Origin of the sequence: Synechococcus sp. EJ6-Ellesmere, assembly GCF_024345875.1 — a bacterium.
Classification (GTDB): Bacteria; Cyanobacteriota; Cyanobacteriia; order PCC-6307; family Cyanobiaceae; genus Regnicoccus_A; species Regnicoccus_A antarcticus.
Map to the genome: position 1 here is coordinate 1 of NZ_JAGQBY010000059.1, position 16473 is coordinate 16473.

Here is a 16473-nt window from a genome sequence, read left to right on the forward strand (position 1 = left end):
CTGGGCAAGGCCTGCAGCAGGGTGATCAGATCGGCAGGAGCGTCAAGCTGGCCTGGATCGGAAGAGACGGGCATGGGAAAAGGACCATTCCCGTGGACCGAATCCCATGCTGACAGGATCAGCCAGGGCTACTGGGCCAGACTTTTAATAGGCCCTGATGGAGAGGCCGCTGGCAGCCGTGGGTGGCGCAATCACCGGTGACGTAGATGTAGGCCTGCTTGCCGGGAGAACATCGGGTGTTTATCCGCCATGCATGCAGGCTTGAGCGTCTTTAGAGATATGCGTTCATCCCATTGGCTGAAAGCAGCAGCAAAGTTATTACTGGTGCTATTGCCGGCACCATGCAAACACGTGTTACTGCATTTATTGATGCTGTCTTTCCATTTAATGCGTTAGTTGAGCAAGCTTACTTCTCCGCTCTTGATGTCAAAGAAGGCGCTCTTGATCAATACTTTGCCACTCGCTTCAGCCTCCTTCAGCACAGCGCTGCGCTTGGTGAGTTGGCCGGCGGCATAGCGTGCATTGCCCTCGATCGCTTGGGTGAGATCGTCGCTGCTCTTCAGAGATGAGCGGATCGGCTTGACCAGGTCTTCCAGCAGTGGCGTAAGCGGTGCTGTGCTCATGGCTGCTTTAACTGCGCCGCAGCCGCTGTGCCCCAGCACCAGGATCAGTGGTACCTCAAGGACGGCGACCGCGTATTCAAGAGAGGCAATGCCGTCGTCAAAGGCACTGTTGCCTGCCACACGCACCTGGAATAGTTCACCTGAGCCGGCTGAAAAGATCCATTCGGGCGCTACTCGGGCATCTGCGCAGCTGATCAGAGCCGCCCATGGGCGCTGGCCTTCAGCCAGCGCTAATCGATCGATCTGACAACCCTCCTCGAACATCGAGACTTTTAGAGCCATCCGTTCCCGCGGGCTAACGCCATCTCCCAGGGCTTGCCACACCTTACTAAACTTCATGTTTCTCTCCAGCAGCGCCTTTATCGGATCACCTGGCGGTGTGCATGCATCGAGGCTTGTATTGAGAGTGGGCGCTATGGCTTCCGCAGCTTTGGCTCTACCGGATAGCAGCTTTGGAGCCACGAGCGAGCCTGCTGCGATCCCTGCAGCTTGAAGTAGAAGGCGACGTGAAAGCGGCACGAGAATAAGGTTGAAGGAATAAGCCTGAAGATTCAAGCGCGAAGCTTGATTTCGGCATACTTTGGTGCCAAAGCTTACGCCCGCACAGCTTTGCAAGCTTCGCGAAGACTTTCTCTTCATAAACTGACACATCATGGAGTGGATTCGTGTTGTGATGTCGTAATTTTTTCGCTCATCAAAAGATGCCATCCAGCGACCACCGACCCAGAACACCCCTGATTTGGGCTGGAACTGTTGCCGATCGAGCGGGTGAACGAAGCCGTAGTGAACGACCTTGGCATCTGCCGTCCTGCCCGATCGACCAGCACCTTTGTCATTTCACAGTAGGATGCAATAAATCATTCCTTCTTTGCATTTTTTTGACTGACGTCGTTCATTATTGTGGGCCGAGAACTTCATTGCGCCATAGAACCGGCTACGCGACTAGCGCTAAGAAAATGAGTGCGGAGTGCGTCCATCTGGATTGACCTATTGGGCGATGTTGTTTATATTAATTGCTATGATCTCAGGGGCTTGCTTTGGGTGCACTGTTAAATCAACCTGTATTGCCATGTTGGCTTCGCCATATGTCTATAGATTTACTTTCATGACCAGTATCGTCGTGTCGTCAAATTTATCAGCATCAGCGCGGTAGTGATTTGCTTGCTTGATGGTACTTTCCAGGAGTTCTGAAGCAGTCGTAATCGCAGGGTCCACTAGGGCGAGCATTGTTTTGACCCTTTCGATGCCATAGGATTCACCACTTGGGTTTCTAGTATCGATGAGGCCGTCTGTGTAGGTTAATAGCATTTCGCCTGGGCGCAAGTCAGCACACTTGACGATGTAATTTGCTCCTGAGAAAATACCGATAGCAGGACCGGAGACTTCCAGAGACTCTGTGATGCCTTTTGATCGCAAGATCAGTGGTGATTCGTGTCCGGCTGAGATATAGTATAAGCTTTTGCTATTGTAATCGAATGCCCCCAGGAAAACAGTAGCAAACATGGCAACGTCTGGGTGATATGCCGCCATATATTCATTTACCTGGGTGATTGATTTTTGGATGACTAGTTGAGATGGCGCCGTCCTTATTGTTTCTTGATACTTCAAGAAGAGAATAATGGAGAAGGCTCCGAAATACTGACATAAATAGAGCCGACGGGATCCCCTTGTCGCAGACATCGGCGATGACAACATATGTCACGTCGCCAATGTTGATCGCGTCATACCAATCAGCACCTATTTCGTAGGCCGGGTCAAATCTAGCTGCCAATTCAACCCGGCTCGTGGAGGGTAGTACTCGGAGCAAGAACTCTTGCTGGATCCCTGTTGCTATATGAAGCTGCTCATCGGTGATGGCATGAGCGAGTTTTTCGCTCAGTAAGCCCCTCAAGCTTTTACCTGTCTGATTGATGTCATTGTATAATTCACCTATCTCATCAGTGCGATTAGAGGTTATCTCGGTGTCGAAATTACCAAGCCTGAATTCCCGCACAGCTCTAGCAGCGACTTGAATTGGCCTGGCAGCGTTGCGACTAGCAATCATGATCAATAATGTAATTAGCCCAAGAATTATGAGCGCTCTAATAGAGCTCTCAATAATTTGATCTTGCACCATTTCCGTGATAGATGATTTATCTCTTACTGCGATTATGCTCCAGTTGGAATCTATTGTTTTTGTGTAGGCTAAAAATAAGCGCCTTTCTGCTTCGATCTCCTTGAATTCGCCTCTTTGCGATGACTGCTGGGCAGCTTTGACCATTGGCCCCCAAGGTCCATTGGCTATCTCGCTAGCGCTTAGAAGAGAGATACTGTTATTGCGGTTGCTCAGCGGAAAAATCACATTACCATTCCTGCTTACCATTAGCACCTCAAAGCCGTTGAATTCCTTGTTTTGCAGTGAGGGATATTGATTCTTGGTATCTGTAAGCTTGCCCGTTAAAATAAGATTGTTTAAGTCTCTTAGGTGTTGAACTTCACTCTCTAATCCTGAGTCCGCCCCTGTGTCCTCCAGCCGAGTCGCGCTCGTTAGAACTCCAATCGGCTTCGCAGATGGTGTACTTAGCGGCTTGAGATTTGCCGCAAATACGGGTATACTGGCTAAATAGCATGATCGTCCTGTCAGGCAATTTTCGTATACCCCCCGCGCCGATTTGCCTTGTCTAGCCTGTTGAAAGAAAGGCCTAGCCAGGATGTAAGATTTGTCGACATGTACGGCTTTTGACGGGGAGGCAAGAAGATCTCCTCCCCATGTCCATAACCGTATGGATCGATGGGGAAATATTTTTGAAGTTTCGTTAATAATTTCCTGGCTCTCCCGCTGGTCTAGCCGTCTTATGGACGGTGAGGTGGCTACTAGATGCAATGTTTCATTAATACCTCTTTCCCATCTTTGCAGGTTGGTTGCAGCCAGATTTCCTTCGGCCAAAAGTATTTGGTCGGTGGCGGCAGTGGCGTAATCTCGATCTCGCCGTACGGCATATATTTCAGATGGGATCAAGATACAGGCCACGCCCAGCCAAACGCTTGCAATCAACTGGTTCCTCAGAGACCTTGGCCGAGGTAGAGCCCTGAAATAGTTTATAATTTCGTGCCATTTTCTGGGGATCATTTTTGGCTGGCGATCATTGTGAATGCGATGACTTAGGCGATTATCTTAGTTTGAGCTTGAACGCTCTGCTTGGAGGCTGACGAGTCTCAATGAATGGGGTTGTTTATGATTTTGACTCGTTTTCCTCATAATGTTACTATGCGCCTGTGCTCCTTCGCGTAATTGAGTTTTCTGGTCGCTGTGGCTGCATGGCCCTGATGTCAGGGTCTATTAGAAGTTATCCAGAGGCGAGTGGCTGCAGTGGCTCTTGCCAGCCCAGTAGCCGCAGTCATCCCTTAATGTCGTGCGACAGAGCGGCAAGACCTTCAGCGATGGACCAGAACCCATCCAGCCGCAGTGCATTCATGGCCATGCTTCTGAGCGTGGGCAGGATCTGAACGCCGTTCTCCTCGCGGTAGCGGTGGGCGTCTTCTCGGAGCTGGGTATCGCGAGGCCAATGCCAGCTGTTCTCAATGCTCCAGCGATCACGCACGTGCTGCAGCAAGGCCCTGGCGCCAGCGCGCCGCCTGCCGTAGGTCAGTCGATCCTTGATGATCTGAAAACCCTTGCGGCGACTGTGTTTCACTGCGATCAGGAAGTCGGCGTCACGCTGTTCGAGGTCGAGGGAAAAGGGCGGTTGGCATGCAGGGCGTCCGCCTGCACTAACACCCCATCGAGCTCAACACGATCCAGCAGCTTGCGCAGGGTCTGGATCTCTCCACCGGCATCAGTGGCGTAGGTGCTCTGGGCGTAGCCTCCAGGCCTCTGCGTAGGCGCAGCCTTCTCGAAGAGAAGCGTTGGCCACACCGAGGCTGTTGGAGTAGAGGCTCACCTAGGCAATGTAGACGCAGTCGGCCGGAGGCCATAACGCGCTGCGCCAGAAGCAGTTTCATCGATCGAACCCCTCCGGGTCTTGCCGTCGCAGACCAGGGTGTTCAAGCCTTCTGCCACGCCAGGCCGGGCCGCCATCCACTGCTGCAGCAGGCCCTCAAATCCCTCCACATCGAGCTGAGCGAGGAGCAACCGGAACGTGGAGTCCGACGGCGACCTGCCGAAATCAGTGCCCAGCAGCTCGTTAAGTGTCTGGCGGTGGCGCTACTCCTGCGGAGAAGCCTGCGGCTTGGCGAATCGCTCCATTCCCACCAGTGAGCCCTGGTTACTCAGGATCGCGAGGATCGCCACCAGCAGCATCCACCACTGCGGGAAGCGACTCCCCCGGCGCATGCGGCAATCGGGCAGCGCCTTGAGGAAGCTGATCAGATCGGTTGCGGTGGCTGGCATTGCGAGCTGGGATCCCAAGGCTGAAGAGCGGTTCCCACGCAGGACAACGCAGAGGAATGCAACCGGCCATCCTGACTGGGACACACTTCTAATAGGCCCTGGGGCCGAAAGGTCCAGGGCTTGCTCATGCCCAAGACCTTCCGGCCAGACCCATTGCAGTCAGTGAGATCTGGGAGGATTCAAGGGCGTCCATAGAGAGGGCGGGCGGCGATCGATGCGCGACAGACTACTAGCGCGCAAAACCACCTTCAAGGGCGTAAAGGCCTGCTTGCATATTCATTGACTTCATCAAGGCATTCATCTCATCGATGGCGCTTGCGGGGGCAATGACGTACAGGTCTTCGAGTACCAACATCGAGAAAAAATCACCGATAATATCGCCCACGCTTTGAAGATGCGCCTTGAACCCTTCAATGTCTGTGTAGCTCTCTCTTAAAAAGAGCTTGTCCTCCAAGTAGGCCATGCTAAAGATTTCTGTGCCCGGCTCGTTCTCTGCGCGTTCGATGATCACTCGAAGCAGGGCGCGAATGTCCTGTTCTCTGCCTGGCTTGATTTGAAATGCCGGATAAACGCTGATGCAGCTGTCGAGTCTTTTCATGTAAATAGTTTTTCACTTTATAGATTGCCGGCCTGCGTCTGTCATTGTTTTTGTGGCATTGCTTCATCAAGTCGCTTGCGTGCCGTCATCATGTTTTTGACGGCACCGCCAATGGGCACCCCCCCCCCAAAAAAAAAAGAAAGAAATTCCTCAACGTGATCATTAAGGACAGCCGACGACCGTGCCAGGCGATCCGGGTGCAGGGCCGACTGATAGTCGACTCATGCCTCCTGTGCCTCGCATGCCCCTCTTTGAATGGAAAGTTGACACCTCTCGATCCCGTTCATTTTCAACCACTGGGGGCTTGATGGAGCAGTGCCATGCGTCTTTACAGCGAGGCCGTCAAGGCTGATGTCCGCAAGCGAATGGGTCCGCCACAGCGGCAGAGCGTGACTCAGATCTCCGAGGAACTGGGCATCCACGTGATGACCCTCTACAAATGGAGGAAGGATTGGCATTTGCAGGGGGAGGTAGTGCCCGCATCCATGCCCCGCAGCAGGGCTTCCGCGCCGCGTTCCTCGATCTGTTCGGCGCAGATCCAGTGCAGATCGAGGGAGGCGTCGCGATCGATGCAGGCGTGGCGCAGGGCCTCCACCACCGAGAGGTAGGCGTCGTTGAGCTGCACGTACTTGCCCACCAGGGCCACCTTCACGGCCGGGCCCGGGTTGCGCAGTTTCGTGACCAGCTCCTGCCAGCGCTCCATGTCGCTGGGGTGGTCGGTGAGGCCGAGCACATCGAGCACCTCGCGGCACAGCCCTTCGTGCTCCATGGCCAGCGGCACCGCGTAGATGCTGTCGGCATCGAGGGCGGGGATCACGGCCCGGGTGGGCACACCGCAGAAGCCGCCGATCTTGGCCTTGAGGTCGTCGCTGAAGGGCCGGTCGCTGCGGCACACCAGCACGTCGGGCTGGATGCCGATCGAGCGCAGCTCCTTCACCGAGTGCTGGGTGGGCTTGGTCTTGAGTTCGCCCGAGGTGCCGATGTAGGGCAGCAGGGTCACGTGCACGTAGGCCAGATCCTGGCGGCCCACGTCGCCGCGGAACTCGCGGATGGCTTCCAAGAACGGCAGCGACTCGATGTCGCCCACGGTGCCGCCGATTTCGGTGATCACCACATCGGCGCCGCTGTTGGCGGCCACCCGGTGGATGCGCTCCCGGATCTCGCCGGTGATGTGGGGAATCACCTGCACGGTGCCGCCCTTGTAGTCGCCGCGGCGCTCCTTGTTGATCACCGACTGGTAGATCGAGCCGGTGGTCACGCTGTTGAGGCGCGACATGGCGGTGTCGGTGAAGCGCTCGTAGTGGCCCAGGTCGAGGTCGGTCTCGGCGCCGTCCTGGGTGACGAACACTTCACCGTGCTGGAACGGGCTCATCGTGCCCGGGTCCACGTTCAGGTAGGGGTCGAGCTTGAGGATCGAGACGCTGTAGCCGCGGCTCTTGAGCAGCCGCCCGAGGCTGGCGGCCACGATCCCCTTGCCGATGCTTGACACCACGCCCCCCGTCACGAAGACGAACTTGGTGCTGTGCCTGGATCTGCAGCCAGGGGACGAACGGCTGCCCTCGGCACCACCGGCCCCGTCGCGGCTTGCATCGGGGGCAGAGGGAGTGGCGGACATATAGGCCTGGCGACCTCCCACTCTCGCATGGCCGTGCTGATCCGGTCTGTCCGCTCTCCAGGGAGCCTGCCAGGGGCCAGGGAGGCGGTGCATTTCCGTACCTGGAAGGCTCCGCAGGCAACGGGCCAGCCCGCGTTACCTTGGGTGAAAAAGAAGTGGCCGATCAGGCAGTCGCCAGTCAAGAGAAGGGATCCCGCGGCGAGTGGCTGAATCATGCGGCCACACTGACTGCCAGCAGCGCAAAGCTGCTGGCAGGAAGGATGCAGCGGGGGCGGCTGCAGTGGCGTAAATCCCGCGACAGTCTGCGGATCCGCATTCTGGTTCGGGTGGTGATCACCATGCTCGCCTGCTTCACGGTGGGCAACGCCATCGTGCTCATCGTGACCACCGAACGAGCGATCAGCTACCGCCAGAGCTCTCTGCGCGAGCGCGCCTTGCTTCTTAACAGCCAGATTCAATTCTGGGAGAGCCGGATCAAGACGACCCTTCGGGCCCTGAGCCTGAACCCGGAGATCCGAACGCTGGATCCAAAACGTGCCAATCGCATATTGCAGTCTGTCTATGAAGGCACCCCAAACCGCTACTGGCGCTTCTGGAGAGCGGATGGAAAGCTGCTTTCACATACTGGCTCCATGCCTAATATCCCCTTGCAGGAGCTTCGCATCCTGCAGGATCCCGGCTTTCAGGAGGCACTGAAGGGTCGATTCTCCTTCGAGGTATCTGCTGTGCAACAGAAGGCCAGCCTGGAAAGCTGCCTGTTGGCCAGTCAGCCGGTCTACGCCTTACCAAGTCGGTCCCAGCTGGTCGCATCCAGGGTGGTTGGAGTGCTGTCTTTCTGCCTTCCCATGTCAAGGATCGGTGCTGATTCCGGTCTTATCTTCGTAACCAACAACATGCGCAGGGCGGCGGGCGGGACCAATGTGGATCTCATCGAAATGCAGCGCGGCGATAAGAAGGGTCAGGCCTTCTTCTTGTTGAGTCGTCAAGGAAAACTCGTTTTTCCACTCGACCAGGTTGATCGGTATAGCCATCTATCTCTGCTCTCCCCACGCAAGGCTCTGACCAGTCCATGGGGTCCATTCGTGAAGATGGCCAACCAGAAGGGCGACCAGAAGGCCTTCGGTCGTATCGAGGTAGATGGTGCGGTTTTCTACATGCTCACCAGTCGCATCAGTGATCAGTGGAGCAGCGTCCAGCTGGTTGATGAGGATACAATCTATGCGCCGCTGAAGCGAAATTTTCGCAATCTTCTGCTTGTTCAGCTGGCTACGCTTTTGATTACAACCATTGCCCTCTACATCATCTGTGATCACATGGTGCGGCCCATCGGCAAGGCGGGAATGGCGATCAAGGCCATCAGTAATGGCGATTTCGATGTGCAGCTTCCGGGTGTCTACCCCGGTGAGCTCGGTGAACTTTACTGCAGCATTAACGACACGGGAGGTCGTCTCAGGGAGCTTTTGGCCAAGGCCCTGGCCCATGCTTCGACCGATCAGCAGATTGATACGGCCAAGCAGATTCAGCGCAGCTTCCTGGTCGATCATCTGCCCTCGGATGATCATATTGATCTGGCTGCTTTCGGCGAGCCCGCTTACGAAATTGGCGCCGACTGGTATGACGCGCTGAGTATTGATGGCTTGACCTATGTTGTCGTGGCTGATGTCTGCGACAAAGGTATTCCTTCCGCTCTGTTCATGGGGGTGTTCCGCAGTCTTATCCGTTATCAGATCAGCGTCGCCGGCAGCCGTCGCGATCCGGCTCAGATGCTCAGCGATGTGCTAACTTCCGTGAACGAATACATGGCCACTAACCATTCAGATGCGGTCATGTTCGCGACGGTCTTTTTGGCATGTTTTGATCCGGTTGTCAATCGCCTGACTTATATTTCTGCAGGTCATGAGCCAGCCCTGCTGATGCATCGCCAGGGCATCACCCGGCTGGACGGTGGTGGAGGAGCAATCGGGATCTTCCCCGGTGCCCAGTATCACGCTGGCTCCTGCGATCTGGCGCCGCAGGATGTGCTTGTGCTCTACACCGATGGCGTCAGCGATGCCCGCTCGCCAACCGATACCAGTTTCAGCCTCGATGGGCTGGAGGCCTGCCTGCAGGAGTTGCCGCCCCAGCTGTCGGCGTCGGCCATCGCCGATCACATCCGCAGCAGCGTGCGCGCCCACATCGCCAGCGCTTCCCAGTTCGATGACATGACGGTGATGGTGATGCGGCTGCTATGAGTGCGTCCCTTCTGCTATCGCAGACCCATCAGCCCACCCGTGTGCGCCTGAGTAGTGATCCCAGCCAGTGGCTGCAATTGCCTCCCGGCTGCCAGCAGCTGTTGCCGCGGAGGCAGGCCTTGCCCCAGCTCGACCCCCTGCAGGTGCGCCAGCGCTTGATCGCCACCCTGGCTGCCCAGCTCTCAGAGATTCCGCAGCGGCGCAAGCGTCTGCTGCTGGTTCTGCCCGACAAGACACGGCAATTCCGGGCTGCACGTCTGTCGCTCGATGCCGCCCTGGAACTGTCGTCGCAGCGCGATGACATCCGGCTGATCGTTCTGTTCGGGCTGGGGAGCCATCCACCGATGGCACCAGCCGACATCCGCACCCTGATCGGGGCTGAGCGCCTCTCAAGACTGCAGGCCAGAGCGGTGCCCCTGCTGCAGCAGACCACTCTTCAGCCGCTCCCCAGCATCAGCTTGTCGGTCCCCGATCTGGTGGAACCCGGCGAGCCGCAGGGTGGCACGATTGAACTGCATCTCCCGCGTTTGCTCTGGTGCAGCCATCTGACCCTTGTGGCGGGTGACACCGAGCTGCATCCCTACGAGGGGCGCTGCGGCAGCGGCGGACTGCACAAGATGCTGGTGATCGGCCTGGGGAATATGGCCGTGATCAAGCGCACCCACTGCCTGGAGGTGCTCACCCATGGGGACACCCGTCCTGATCATCCGGCTGGTCGCTTCGTGCAGCTGCTCGATCACTACGCCGAGGCCCTGCTGTCCTCCATGGCCCAGGCACCTGACTGCCGCGCCGTTTGTGCCCCCTGGGGCTTCTCGCTGGTGAGCACTGACCCCGCTGAGAGCAGCCTGCAGGGGTACTGGATCGGCCAGCGGGAAGCGGACCGGCAGGCCTTGCATCGCCTGATGGTGAGTGATCGCAGCTGCCGACTCGAGCGACCTCTGCACTTCGTGGTGGCTGATGCGGAGCGCAAAAAGGCCACCGATATCCTGGCCGGAGCGAGGGCCCTGCAGTTCCTCTGCAGTGCGCACAGCACCAGCACCCCACTCCTCTGCCCCCGTCCGATTCCCAGGACCGCCTTGCTGTTCAATCCCTGTCTGGAATCCCGCAACCATGGCGGCGTCGGCAATGCCGGCACTTGGGAGCAGCTCGAGGTGCTGGCCAGCTGTGTGCGCGAGCAACTGCCCCATCTGCGCCGCCGGTTGGGTTCGGTCGCCGATGCCGGCGAACTGCAGCGGCTGCGGCAACAGGTTCGCAAGGCCTGCCTGCGCCGCTGGCACAACCATCTGCGGCTGGTCAGTGGTGAGGACGCGATGTTCAGTCACCTCGAAGGTCTGCTCGAGCAGATCCAGCAGGCCAGCCAGGCTGACGTCGCTGACACGCCCGCCCCGATCGGCAGAGCGCTGATGGCGCAGCTGAAACGCCTGCTACGCAGCCAGACCCATCCCCACAGCCGCCACGGTCAGCTGTTGCTGGATCTGCGGCGCCTCTGCGCTTGCCAGGCCCATGGCCAGGCCCTCGACAGGCTGCGCGAGGCCATGGGGCAGCAGCTGTTCCGCGGCCTGGGGGAAGGGGGACAACGGGTGCTGCGGTTGCTTCAGATCCTGCAGCGTTTTGATCATCTGGTGGTGGCCACCGACAATGCTGCGGTGCAGACCTATCTCGAGGAACTCAGCCCTGACCTGAGCGAGTTTCTCTCTCCATCTCTGCGCGCCGATGTCGGCGTCAATGCTCCTTTCCATGTCGATATTCTGGGATTATCTTGCATCGATTTACGTCGGATGACTGCCTCTGAGGCTCTCGATCTTTGTTACTCGGCCCATCAGCGTCTGTTGCCGGACGGGGTTGGGCCGGGAGCGGCTCTGATCCAGGAGCCTGTGCTGCTGAGGGCTCCGTGATAGAGATGCTGATCAGCATCGGCAGGGCTGTTTACCTGCCGATTTTCACGGCTGTAGCCCTGGGTTATCTGCTTAGCCTCGGGCTGGCGCGCCTCGGCTCTGCTCGCCGACCGGTACTCGCAGGAGCCCTGCGGCAGGCTCAGCGCCTGCCGCAGCTTTTGAGCCGCTACTTGTTCCTGGTTGGCATTCCTCTCTGTGTCGTCAACTTCGTTCGCGCTGCCGATCTGTCTCTTTCGGTGTTCATCGCCCCGCTTGTGGCCTGGATGGCCATGTTGCTGGCGATCGTCATCACCTGGGCCTCTCTGCATGTGTCCACGCGCGTCAGTAGCCCCGGGGAGAAGGGCAGCCTGCTGCTGTTGAGTTACATCGGCAATACCAGTTATCTGGGGTTTCCGGTGATTCTCTTTCTGCCTCAGCTGGGGCCAGATTATTTCAGCTGGGCCGTACTTTATGACGTGTTGGGCACTTTTTTCGGCGCCTATGTCCTGGGGCTGGTTCTGGCCAGCATGCACAGCGGCGATGCACCCACCGGTGTGCCCTTCTGGCAGCAGGGCCTGCGGGAGGTGCTGCGCAATCCCAGTCTCTACGCCTTCACGCTCGGGCTGGCCCTGCGGCCCGTTCCCCTGCCCAGGGAGTTGCTGACGCTCCTGGGGGGAGTGGCCTGGCTGTCGATCATGCTCTGCCTGGTGCTCATGGGGATCCGCCTGCAGCAGCTGAGCTCCTGGGATCACCTGGATATCGCCATGCGGCCGGTACTGATCAAGATGCTGATCGTGCCTCTGGTGATCGCAGCCGGCCTCACGGCCTTCGGTGTCGATGGTCCCGCGCGCCTGGTGCTGATCCTGCAGGCTTCGATGCCCTGCGCCGTTGCCACCGTGGTACTGGCCGAACGCTATGGGCTCGACCGGGATCTGGTGGTGGCCGCCGTTGGGCTGAGCACCCTGTTGCTGGTGTTCACCGTTCCACTGTGGGTCGTGGCCTTCACCAGCTGGTCATGAGCAAGCAGGTCGTCTGCAGGTCCTTTCAGGGGGCGCGGTTGATCCAGAACCGTAGCCCTAGTCTGCGCCCTATCCCACGACAAGAGCTGCCTGGAATGGGAGTGGCTTCTGCTTGCGTGGCGGCTCGGCCTCGCCGGGTAGTCCAGTCCCGGCCCAGACCCTCTGTGCCGAGGCCTCCCCGCTCTCCAGCAGGGGTGGCCTGCCAGGCCTTGCTCTGGCTGCCGCTCTGCGGGCAACCGCTCCAGGTGATTCCGTCCGTCTCGCGATGACCATCTCCATGTCCAACCCCGAGCGGCAAGCCCCCCAGCGCAGTTCTGCCAGGGCAGGCTCCCGGCCTGTGCGCGGTCGCCTCAGCCGCCGGCAGCTGCTTGGCCTGGGAGCTGGTGCCATGCTGCTGGCCGGTTGTCGGTCCAAAGGGCCGAGCTCGCTGATCCGTAGCGGCCGTCCGCTGGAGATCTGGTGGTCCCAGGGCTATTACCCAGAGGAAGCCGATGCGATCGAGGCCATCGTCAGTGACTGGCAGCAGCGCAGTGGAGGCAGGGTGCATCTCAGCTTCTTCAGTGAGAGCGCCATTGAAGCCAAGGCCAGTTCTATCTTGCGGGGTGGCCCACAGCCCGACATTCTCTATGGCTACGGGCTCAATGAAACTGTCCTGCCGCTGCTGGCCTGGAAGGGGATGCTCGCCGACCTCAGCGCCCAGCTGAAGCCTTTGACCAGCCAGCTGGTGGAAGGGGTTGTGCAGGCGGTGAGCTATCGCAACAATCTCACCGGGCAGCGTGGGATCTATGCCGCGCCCGTCGCCCAGCAAGCCTGCAACATTCACTACTGGCGTGATCTGCTTGCCGAGCTGGACACGAGTCCAGACCTGCCGCCCAAAATCCCCCAATCCTGGCAAGAATTCTGGTTGTTCTGGCAGCATGCACAACCTCTGCTGCGCTTGAAGGGCTTCACGGATGTCTATGGAGTCGGCCTGCCGATGTCGCCCCTGGCGAGTGATACATCTAACATCTTTGAATATTTCTTGCAGGCTCATGGTGCCGCTCTCCTTGATGACCAAGGGCGCCTGCAGGTGGAGGATCAGGGGGTGCGCGAACGTATTGCTGCAGCCCTGAGTGATTACACCAGCAGTTACTTGGGAGGATTCGTTCCCCCGGATGCCAGCCAGTGGTCCGATGTGGACAACAACATCAGCTTTCTCAGTAGTCTGTCGCTGATGACTGTCAATCCGACACTTTCGATTCCAGGGTCGCAGACTGCGGATGAGACCACCTATTACGAGCGTATCCGAACGATTCCATGGCCGCAGCGTCTCGATGGACAACCCATGGAGGCGATTCTGTCCGTCAAGCAACTTGTGGTCCTTAAGGCCTGTCCGGATCTTGATTTGGCCAGGGATTTTGTGTCCTTTTTCCTGCAGCCTGACAACACCGATCGATTCCTGCAGGGGGGGCAGGGGCGGTTCCTGCCCGTGCTGCGCCCGCTCTTGAAAAGCCCTGTCTGGAGTAATCCGCAGGATCCCCACCTGCGGGTGGCCCTTCAGATTCTGGAGCGACGGCGTGAGTCAAATATCGTACTCAATCCCGCTTACAGTGAGGTCTTTAAGCAGAATGTCTGGGGGTTGGCCATCCATGCAATCGTCAAGGAAAAAATTCCCGTCGGCCAGGCAACTGAAGATGCGATCAACTCAATCCGCCGTATCTTCGAGCAGTGGGGATGACATCCTGGCGCCGTCCCTCCATCACCAAAGCCGTGGTGGTCACCGGGGTGATGGGAGTCACCCTGGTGAGTGCCCTTTCGCTCCTGGTTTATTTTGCCCGTAGTCAGGCCCTGGAGCGGCAGCAGCTGGCGAAGCTGGAGGCTACCGCTGACCTCCGTCAGCATCAGGTGGAGCACTGGCTGCAGCGCCAACGCCTTCAGATTTGGGAGCAGATCGAAGATGACCGCCTCCATGATGCTGCCCTGGCACTGTTGCAGCAGCCGCGGCAACGCAGGCATCAGCAGTTGCTCTCAGCGCCATTCCAGACGCTGGACCTGCTGTTCGCCAGCAGTCGCTACGGCCGCAGGCTGACCTCCGTGCTCAGCAATGGTGGCATCGTTCTCTATTCCACAGATCACGGTCGGGTGGGGCGCTATCAACCTCTCACCAACAACGCCACCTTTCTGGAGCATGCCGAGCTCGCTACGGCGCCGCTCAATCTTTACACCGATGTGACCACCGGTCTGCCCACCATCACCGCCGCTCTTCCGATCGAGGTGGAACATCACCTCGAGGCGGAACGTCACCATGCGTCGTCTCACTCCAGCCGCCGCCGTGGTGTGCTGGCGGTGACGCTGGATCTGCAGGAACTCGACCGCATGATCAGCAGTTCACCCACACCGAAGCAACCCTATCGCGTGCGGTTGGTGGGTTACACCGGTCTACGCACCGCCACGACCCTCAGCCCGCAGCGCGTCAATGAGTCGGACAAGCTGTCGCTGAATGCCCTGTACAGCAAAGGGATTCTTCATGCGTTGGATGGCTTCTCAGGGCGCAGCAACTATCTGAACGATCAGCGGTTGCCGGTGATCGGTGTCTACCGCTGGATTGCACCTCTGAACATGGCTCTGCTGGTGGAATCCCAGCAGAGCGACACCTATGGGCCGGCCCGACGGGAAGCCAGGCTGGTCTTCCTGATCGGCAATCTGCTGGTTCTGCTCCTCGTCTGGCTGGTGGCCCTCAGCCCTCCAACAGGCTGCGCAGCATCCAGGCGGTCTTCTCGTGGATCTGCAGCCGTTGGGTGAGCAGGTCTGCGGTGGGCTGGTCGTTGGCCTCGTCGGCCACCGCAAACACCTTGCGGGCAGTGCGGGCCACGGCCTCATGGCCGCTCACCAGCTCCCGCACCATCGCCAGGGCCGGCGGCACACCTTCGGTTTCAGCGATCGAGGCCAGGCCGGCGAAGGTGGCGCCACCGAACGGGGCGGGGAAGCCGAGGGCGCGGATCCGTTCGGCGATCACGTCCAGAGCGGTCCAGAGCTCCGTGTACTGGTCCATGAACATCAGGTGGAGCGTGTTGAACATCGGACCGGTCACGTTCCAGTGGAAGCCGTGGGTCTTGCCGTAGAGCACGTAGCTGTCGGCCAGCAGGCGGCCGAGCTCGTCGGCGATCTGCCGCCGCGTGGCTTCAGGGATGCCGATGTCGATCGCTGGGTTGCTGGAAGCGGTGGTCATGGCACAGGGAGGCGAAGGTCTGGCAGGCGGCCAGGCGGTCACTCAGGGGGCTGGCCGAGGCAGGGCTGCTTGCCAAAGAGCTCGGCTCGGTGGCTGCGGCTTCCTGGGCCTTGATCGCCTCCCAGGTGCGTGTCACGGCGGCGCTGTCGCCGCCTGATCCCCGGTTGCCTGCGGCAGGGTCGGCCGGTGGTTCGAACACGTGGGGGGGGCGGGGGACCAGCTTTGCGCTGATGCCCCGCGCGATCCCTGCCAGATCAAAGCGCTCCTCTTCGCTGGCAATGCGGGCGTGCAGCACCACCTGCAGCAGCAGATCCCCCAGTTCCTCCTCCAGATGTCGGTCGTCGCCATGGCGGATGGCATCGGCCACCTCATGGGCCTCCTCGAGCACGTAGGGCACCAGGGAGGCGTGGGTCTGCTCCAGATCCCAGGGGCAGCCGTGCTCCGGATCACGCAGCCGATCCACCACCGCGATCAGCTCCGCCAGGGCGGCCAGGCTGTCGCTCGGGTCTGGGGCGGCGCCGGAGCCCGGCGGGCACGACTGGGGATCGGGGTGCATCGCGAGAGGGTTGGGGCGGAACTCCCAAACCCTCTCATTTCCTGCGGCGCAGGATCCGTGGCAGGCGCGGCATCGGGTCGCCGTCCTGCAGGAGATGCAGCCAGCTGCTCGCCTCCAGGCCGATCAGGGCCGTGAGCAGCAGGGGGCGTTGGTCGTGCCAGAGCTGCGCAGCGGCCTCCATCAGCCTGGCCGGCGCTGGACTGCCGAGCGGCTGCAGCAGCAGGGCCAGCAGCAGGATCCAGGCCGCCAGGTAGAGCAGCCGCCCGCCGGTGCCGATCAGGGGGCTGTGGGAGATCAGAGAGCGGTGCGACAGACCCCGCCGGTAGGGCCACCACAGCCAGCGTAGCAGGCCCCAGCGGCGGGTGGCATTTGGGCGGGGG

The 16473-nt window shown here is 59.4% G+C and carries 14 protein-coding genes and 3 pseudogenes; 6 read left to right on the top strand and 11 right to left on the bottom strand.

What is annotated here, in order from left to right:
* Window positions 1-392: 392 nt before the first annotated feature.
* The 7 genes from KBY78_RS16290 to KBY78_RS08065 form a co-directional block, all read right to left on the bottom strand.
* Window positions 393-1355: a carbonic anhydrase gene (locus KBY78_RS16290; protein ID WP_255143154.1), complete on the bottom strand. Its 963-nt coding sequence runs from the start codon at window positions 1353-1355 to the stop codon at window positions 393-395.
* A gap of 357 nt (window positions 1356-1712) precedes the next feature.
* Window positions 1713-2153: a PP2C family protein-serine/threonine phosphatase gene (locus KBY78_RS08040; RefSeq protein ID WP_255143155.1), complete on the bottom strand. Its 441-nt coding sequence runs from the start codon at window positions 2151-2153 to the stop codon at window positions 1713-1715.
* Window positions 2154-2157: 4 nt separating this feature from the next.
* Complete coding sequence (locus KBY78_RS08045) at window positions 2158-3657, bottom strand: HAMP domain-containing protein (protein WP_255143156.1); 1500 nt, start codon at window positions 3655-3657, stop codon at window positions 2158-2160.
* Between the two features lie 343 nt (window positions 3658-4000).
* Window positions 4001-4297 (bottom strand): transposase, encoded by a 297-nt coding sequence (locus tag KBY78_RS08050; protein ID WP_255143157.1) that lies wholly within the window; start codon window positions 4295-4297, stop codon window positions 4001-4003.
* A gap of 5 nt (window positions 4298-4302) precedes the next feature.
* Window positions 4303-4518 (bottom strand): hypothetical protein, encoded by a 216-nt coding sequence (locus tag KBY78_RS08055; protein WP_255143158.1) that lies wholly within the window; start codon window positions 4516-4518, stop codon window positions 4303-4305.
* A 288-nt stretch (window positions 4519-4806) separates the two neighbouring features.
* The gene (locus tag KBY78_RS08060) at window positions 4807-4992 is read right to left on the bottom strand and encodes a hypothetical protein (protein WP_255143159.1); all 186 of its coding nucleotides are present in this window, start codon (window positions 4990-4992) and stop codon (window positions 4807-4809) included.
* Window positions 4993-5221: 229 nt separating this feature from the next.
* Window positions 5222-5590 (bottom strand): putative quinol monooxygenase, encoded by a 369-nt coding sequence (locus KBY78_RS08065; RefSeq protein ID WP_255143160.1) that lies wholly within the window; start codon window positions 5588-5590, stop codon window positions 5222-5224.
* Window positions 5591-5955: 365 nt separating this feature from the next.
* Here KBY78_RS08065 and KBY78_RS08070 point away from each other — a divergent pair.
* Window positions 5956-6015 (top strand): annotated as a pseudogene (locus tag KBY78_RS08070) (hypothetical protein); the annotation flags it as partial.
* A gap of 53 nt (window positions 6016-6068) precedes the next feature.
* Here the strand turns inward: KBY78_RS08070 and KBY78_RS08075 are convergent.
* Window positions 6069-7094 (bottom strand): annotated as a pseudogene (locus KBY78_RS08075) (CTP synthase); the annotation flags it as partial.
* Window positions 7095-7345: 251 nt separating this feature from the next.
* Here KBY78_RS08075 and KBY78_RS08080 point away from each other — a divergent pair.
* From KBY78_RS08080 to KBY78_RS08100, 5 genes are all read left to right on the top strand, one after another.
* Entirely contained in the window at window positions 7346-9436 is a 2091-nt protein-coding gene (locus KBY78_RS08080) for a SpoIIE family protein phosphatase (RefSeq protein ID WP_255143161.1), read from the top strand.
* Window positions 9433-11331, top strand: a complete 1899-nt coding sequence (locus KBY78_RS08085) for a lactate racemase domain-containing protein (RefSeq protein WP_255143162.1) — start codon at window positions 9433-9435, stop codon at window positions 11329-11331. The genes KBY78_RS08080 and KBY78_RS08085 overlap by 4 nt, the downstream gene beginning before the upstream one ends.
* A 5-nt stretch (window positions 11332-11336) precedes the next feature.
* Entirely contained in the window at window positions 11337-12329 is a 993-nt protein-coding gene (locus KBY78_RS08090; RefSeq protein WP_255143163.1) for an AEC family transporter, read from the top strand.
* 265 nt (window positions 12330-12594) lie between these two features.
* The gene (locus KBY78_RS08095) at window positions 12595-14046 is read left to right on the top strand and encodes an ABC transporter substrate-binding protein (protein ID WP_255143164.1); all 1452 of its coding nucleotides are present in this window, start codon (window positions 12595-12597) and stop codon (window positions 14044-14046) included.
* Entirely contained in the window at window positions 14043-15110 is a 1068-nt protein-coding gene (locus KBY78_RS08100; RefSeq protein ID WP_255143165.1) for a cache domain-containing protein, read from the top strand. The genes KBY78_RS08095 and KBY78_RS08100 overlap by 4 nt, the downstream gene beginning before the upstream one ends.
* On the opposite strand, the gene KBY78_RS08105 is transcribed toward KBY78_RS08100, so the two are convergent.
* The 3 genes and pseudogenes from KBY78_RS08105 to KBY78_RS08115 form a co-directional block, all read right to left on the bottom strand.
* A complete protein-coding gene (locus KBY78_RS08105) occupies window positions 15046-15537 on the bottom strand; it encodes a Dps family protein (RefSeq protein ID WP_197171051.1) in 492 nt (163 codons plus the stop codon). The genes KBY78_RS08100 and KBY78_RS08105 overlap by 65 nt on opposite strands.
* Window positions 15538-15565: 28 nt before the next feature.
* Window positions 15566-16093 (bottom strand): annotated as a pseudogene (locus tag KBY78_RS08110) (MazG nucleotide pyrophosphohydrolase domain-containing protein); the annotation flags it as partial.
* A 34-nt stretch (window positions 16094-16127) separates the two neighbouring features.
* The coding region (locus KBY78_RS08115; protein ID WP_255143166.1) for a DUF2227 family putative metal-binding protein at window positions 16128-16473 on the bottom strand (346 nt) is incomplete at its 5' end.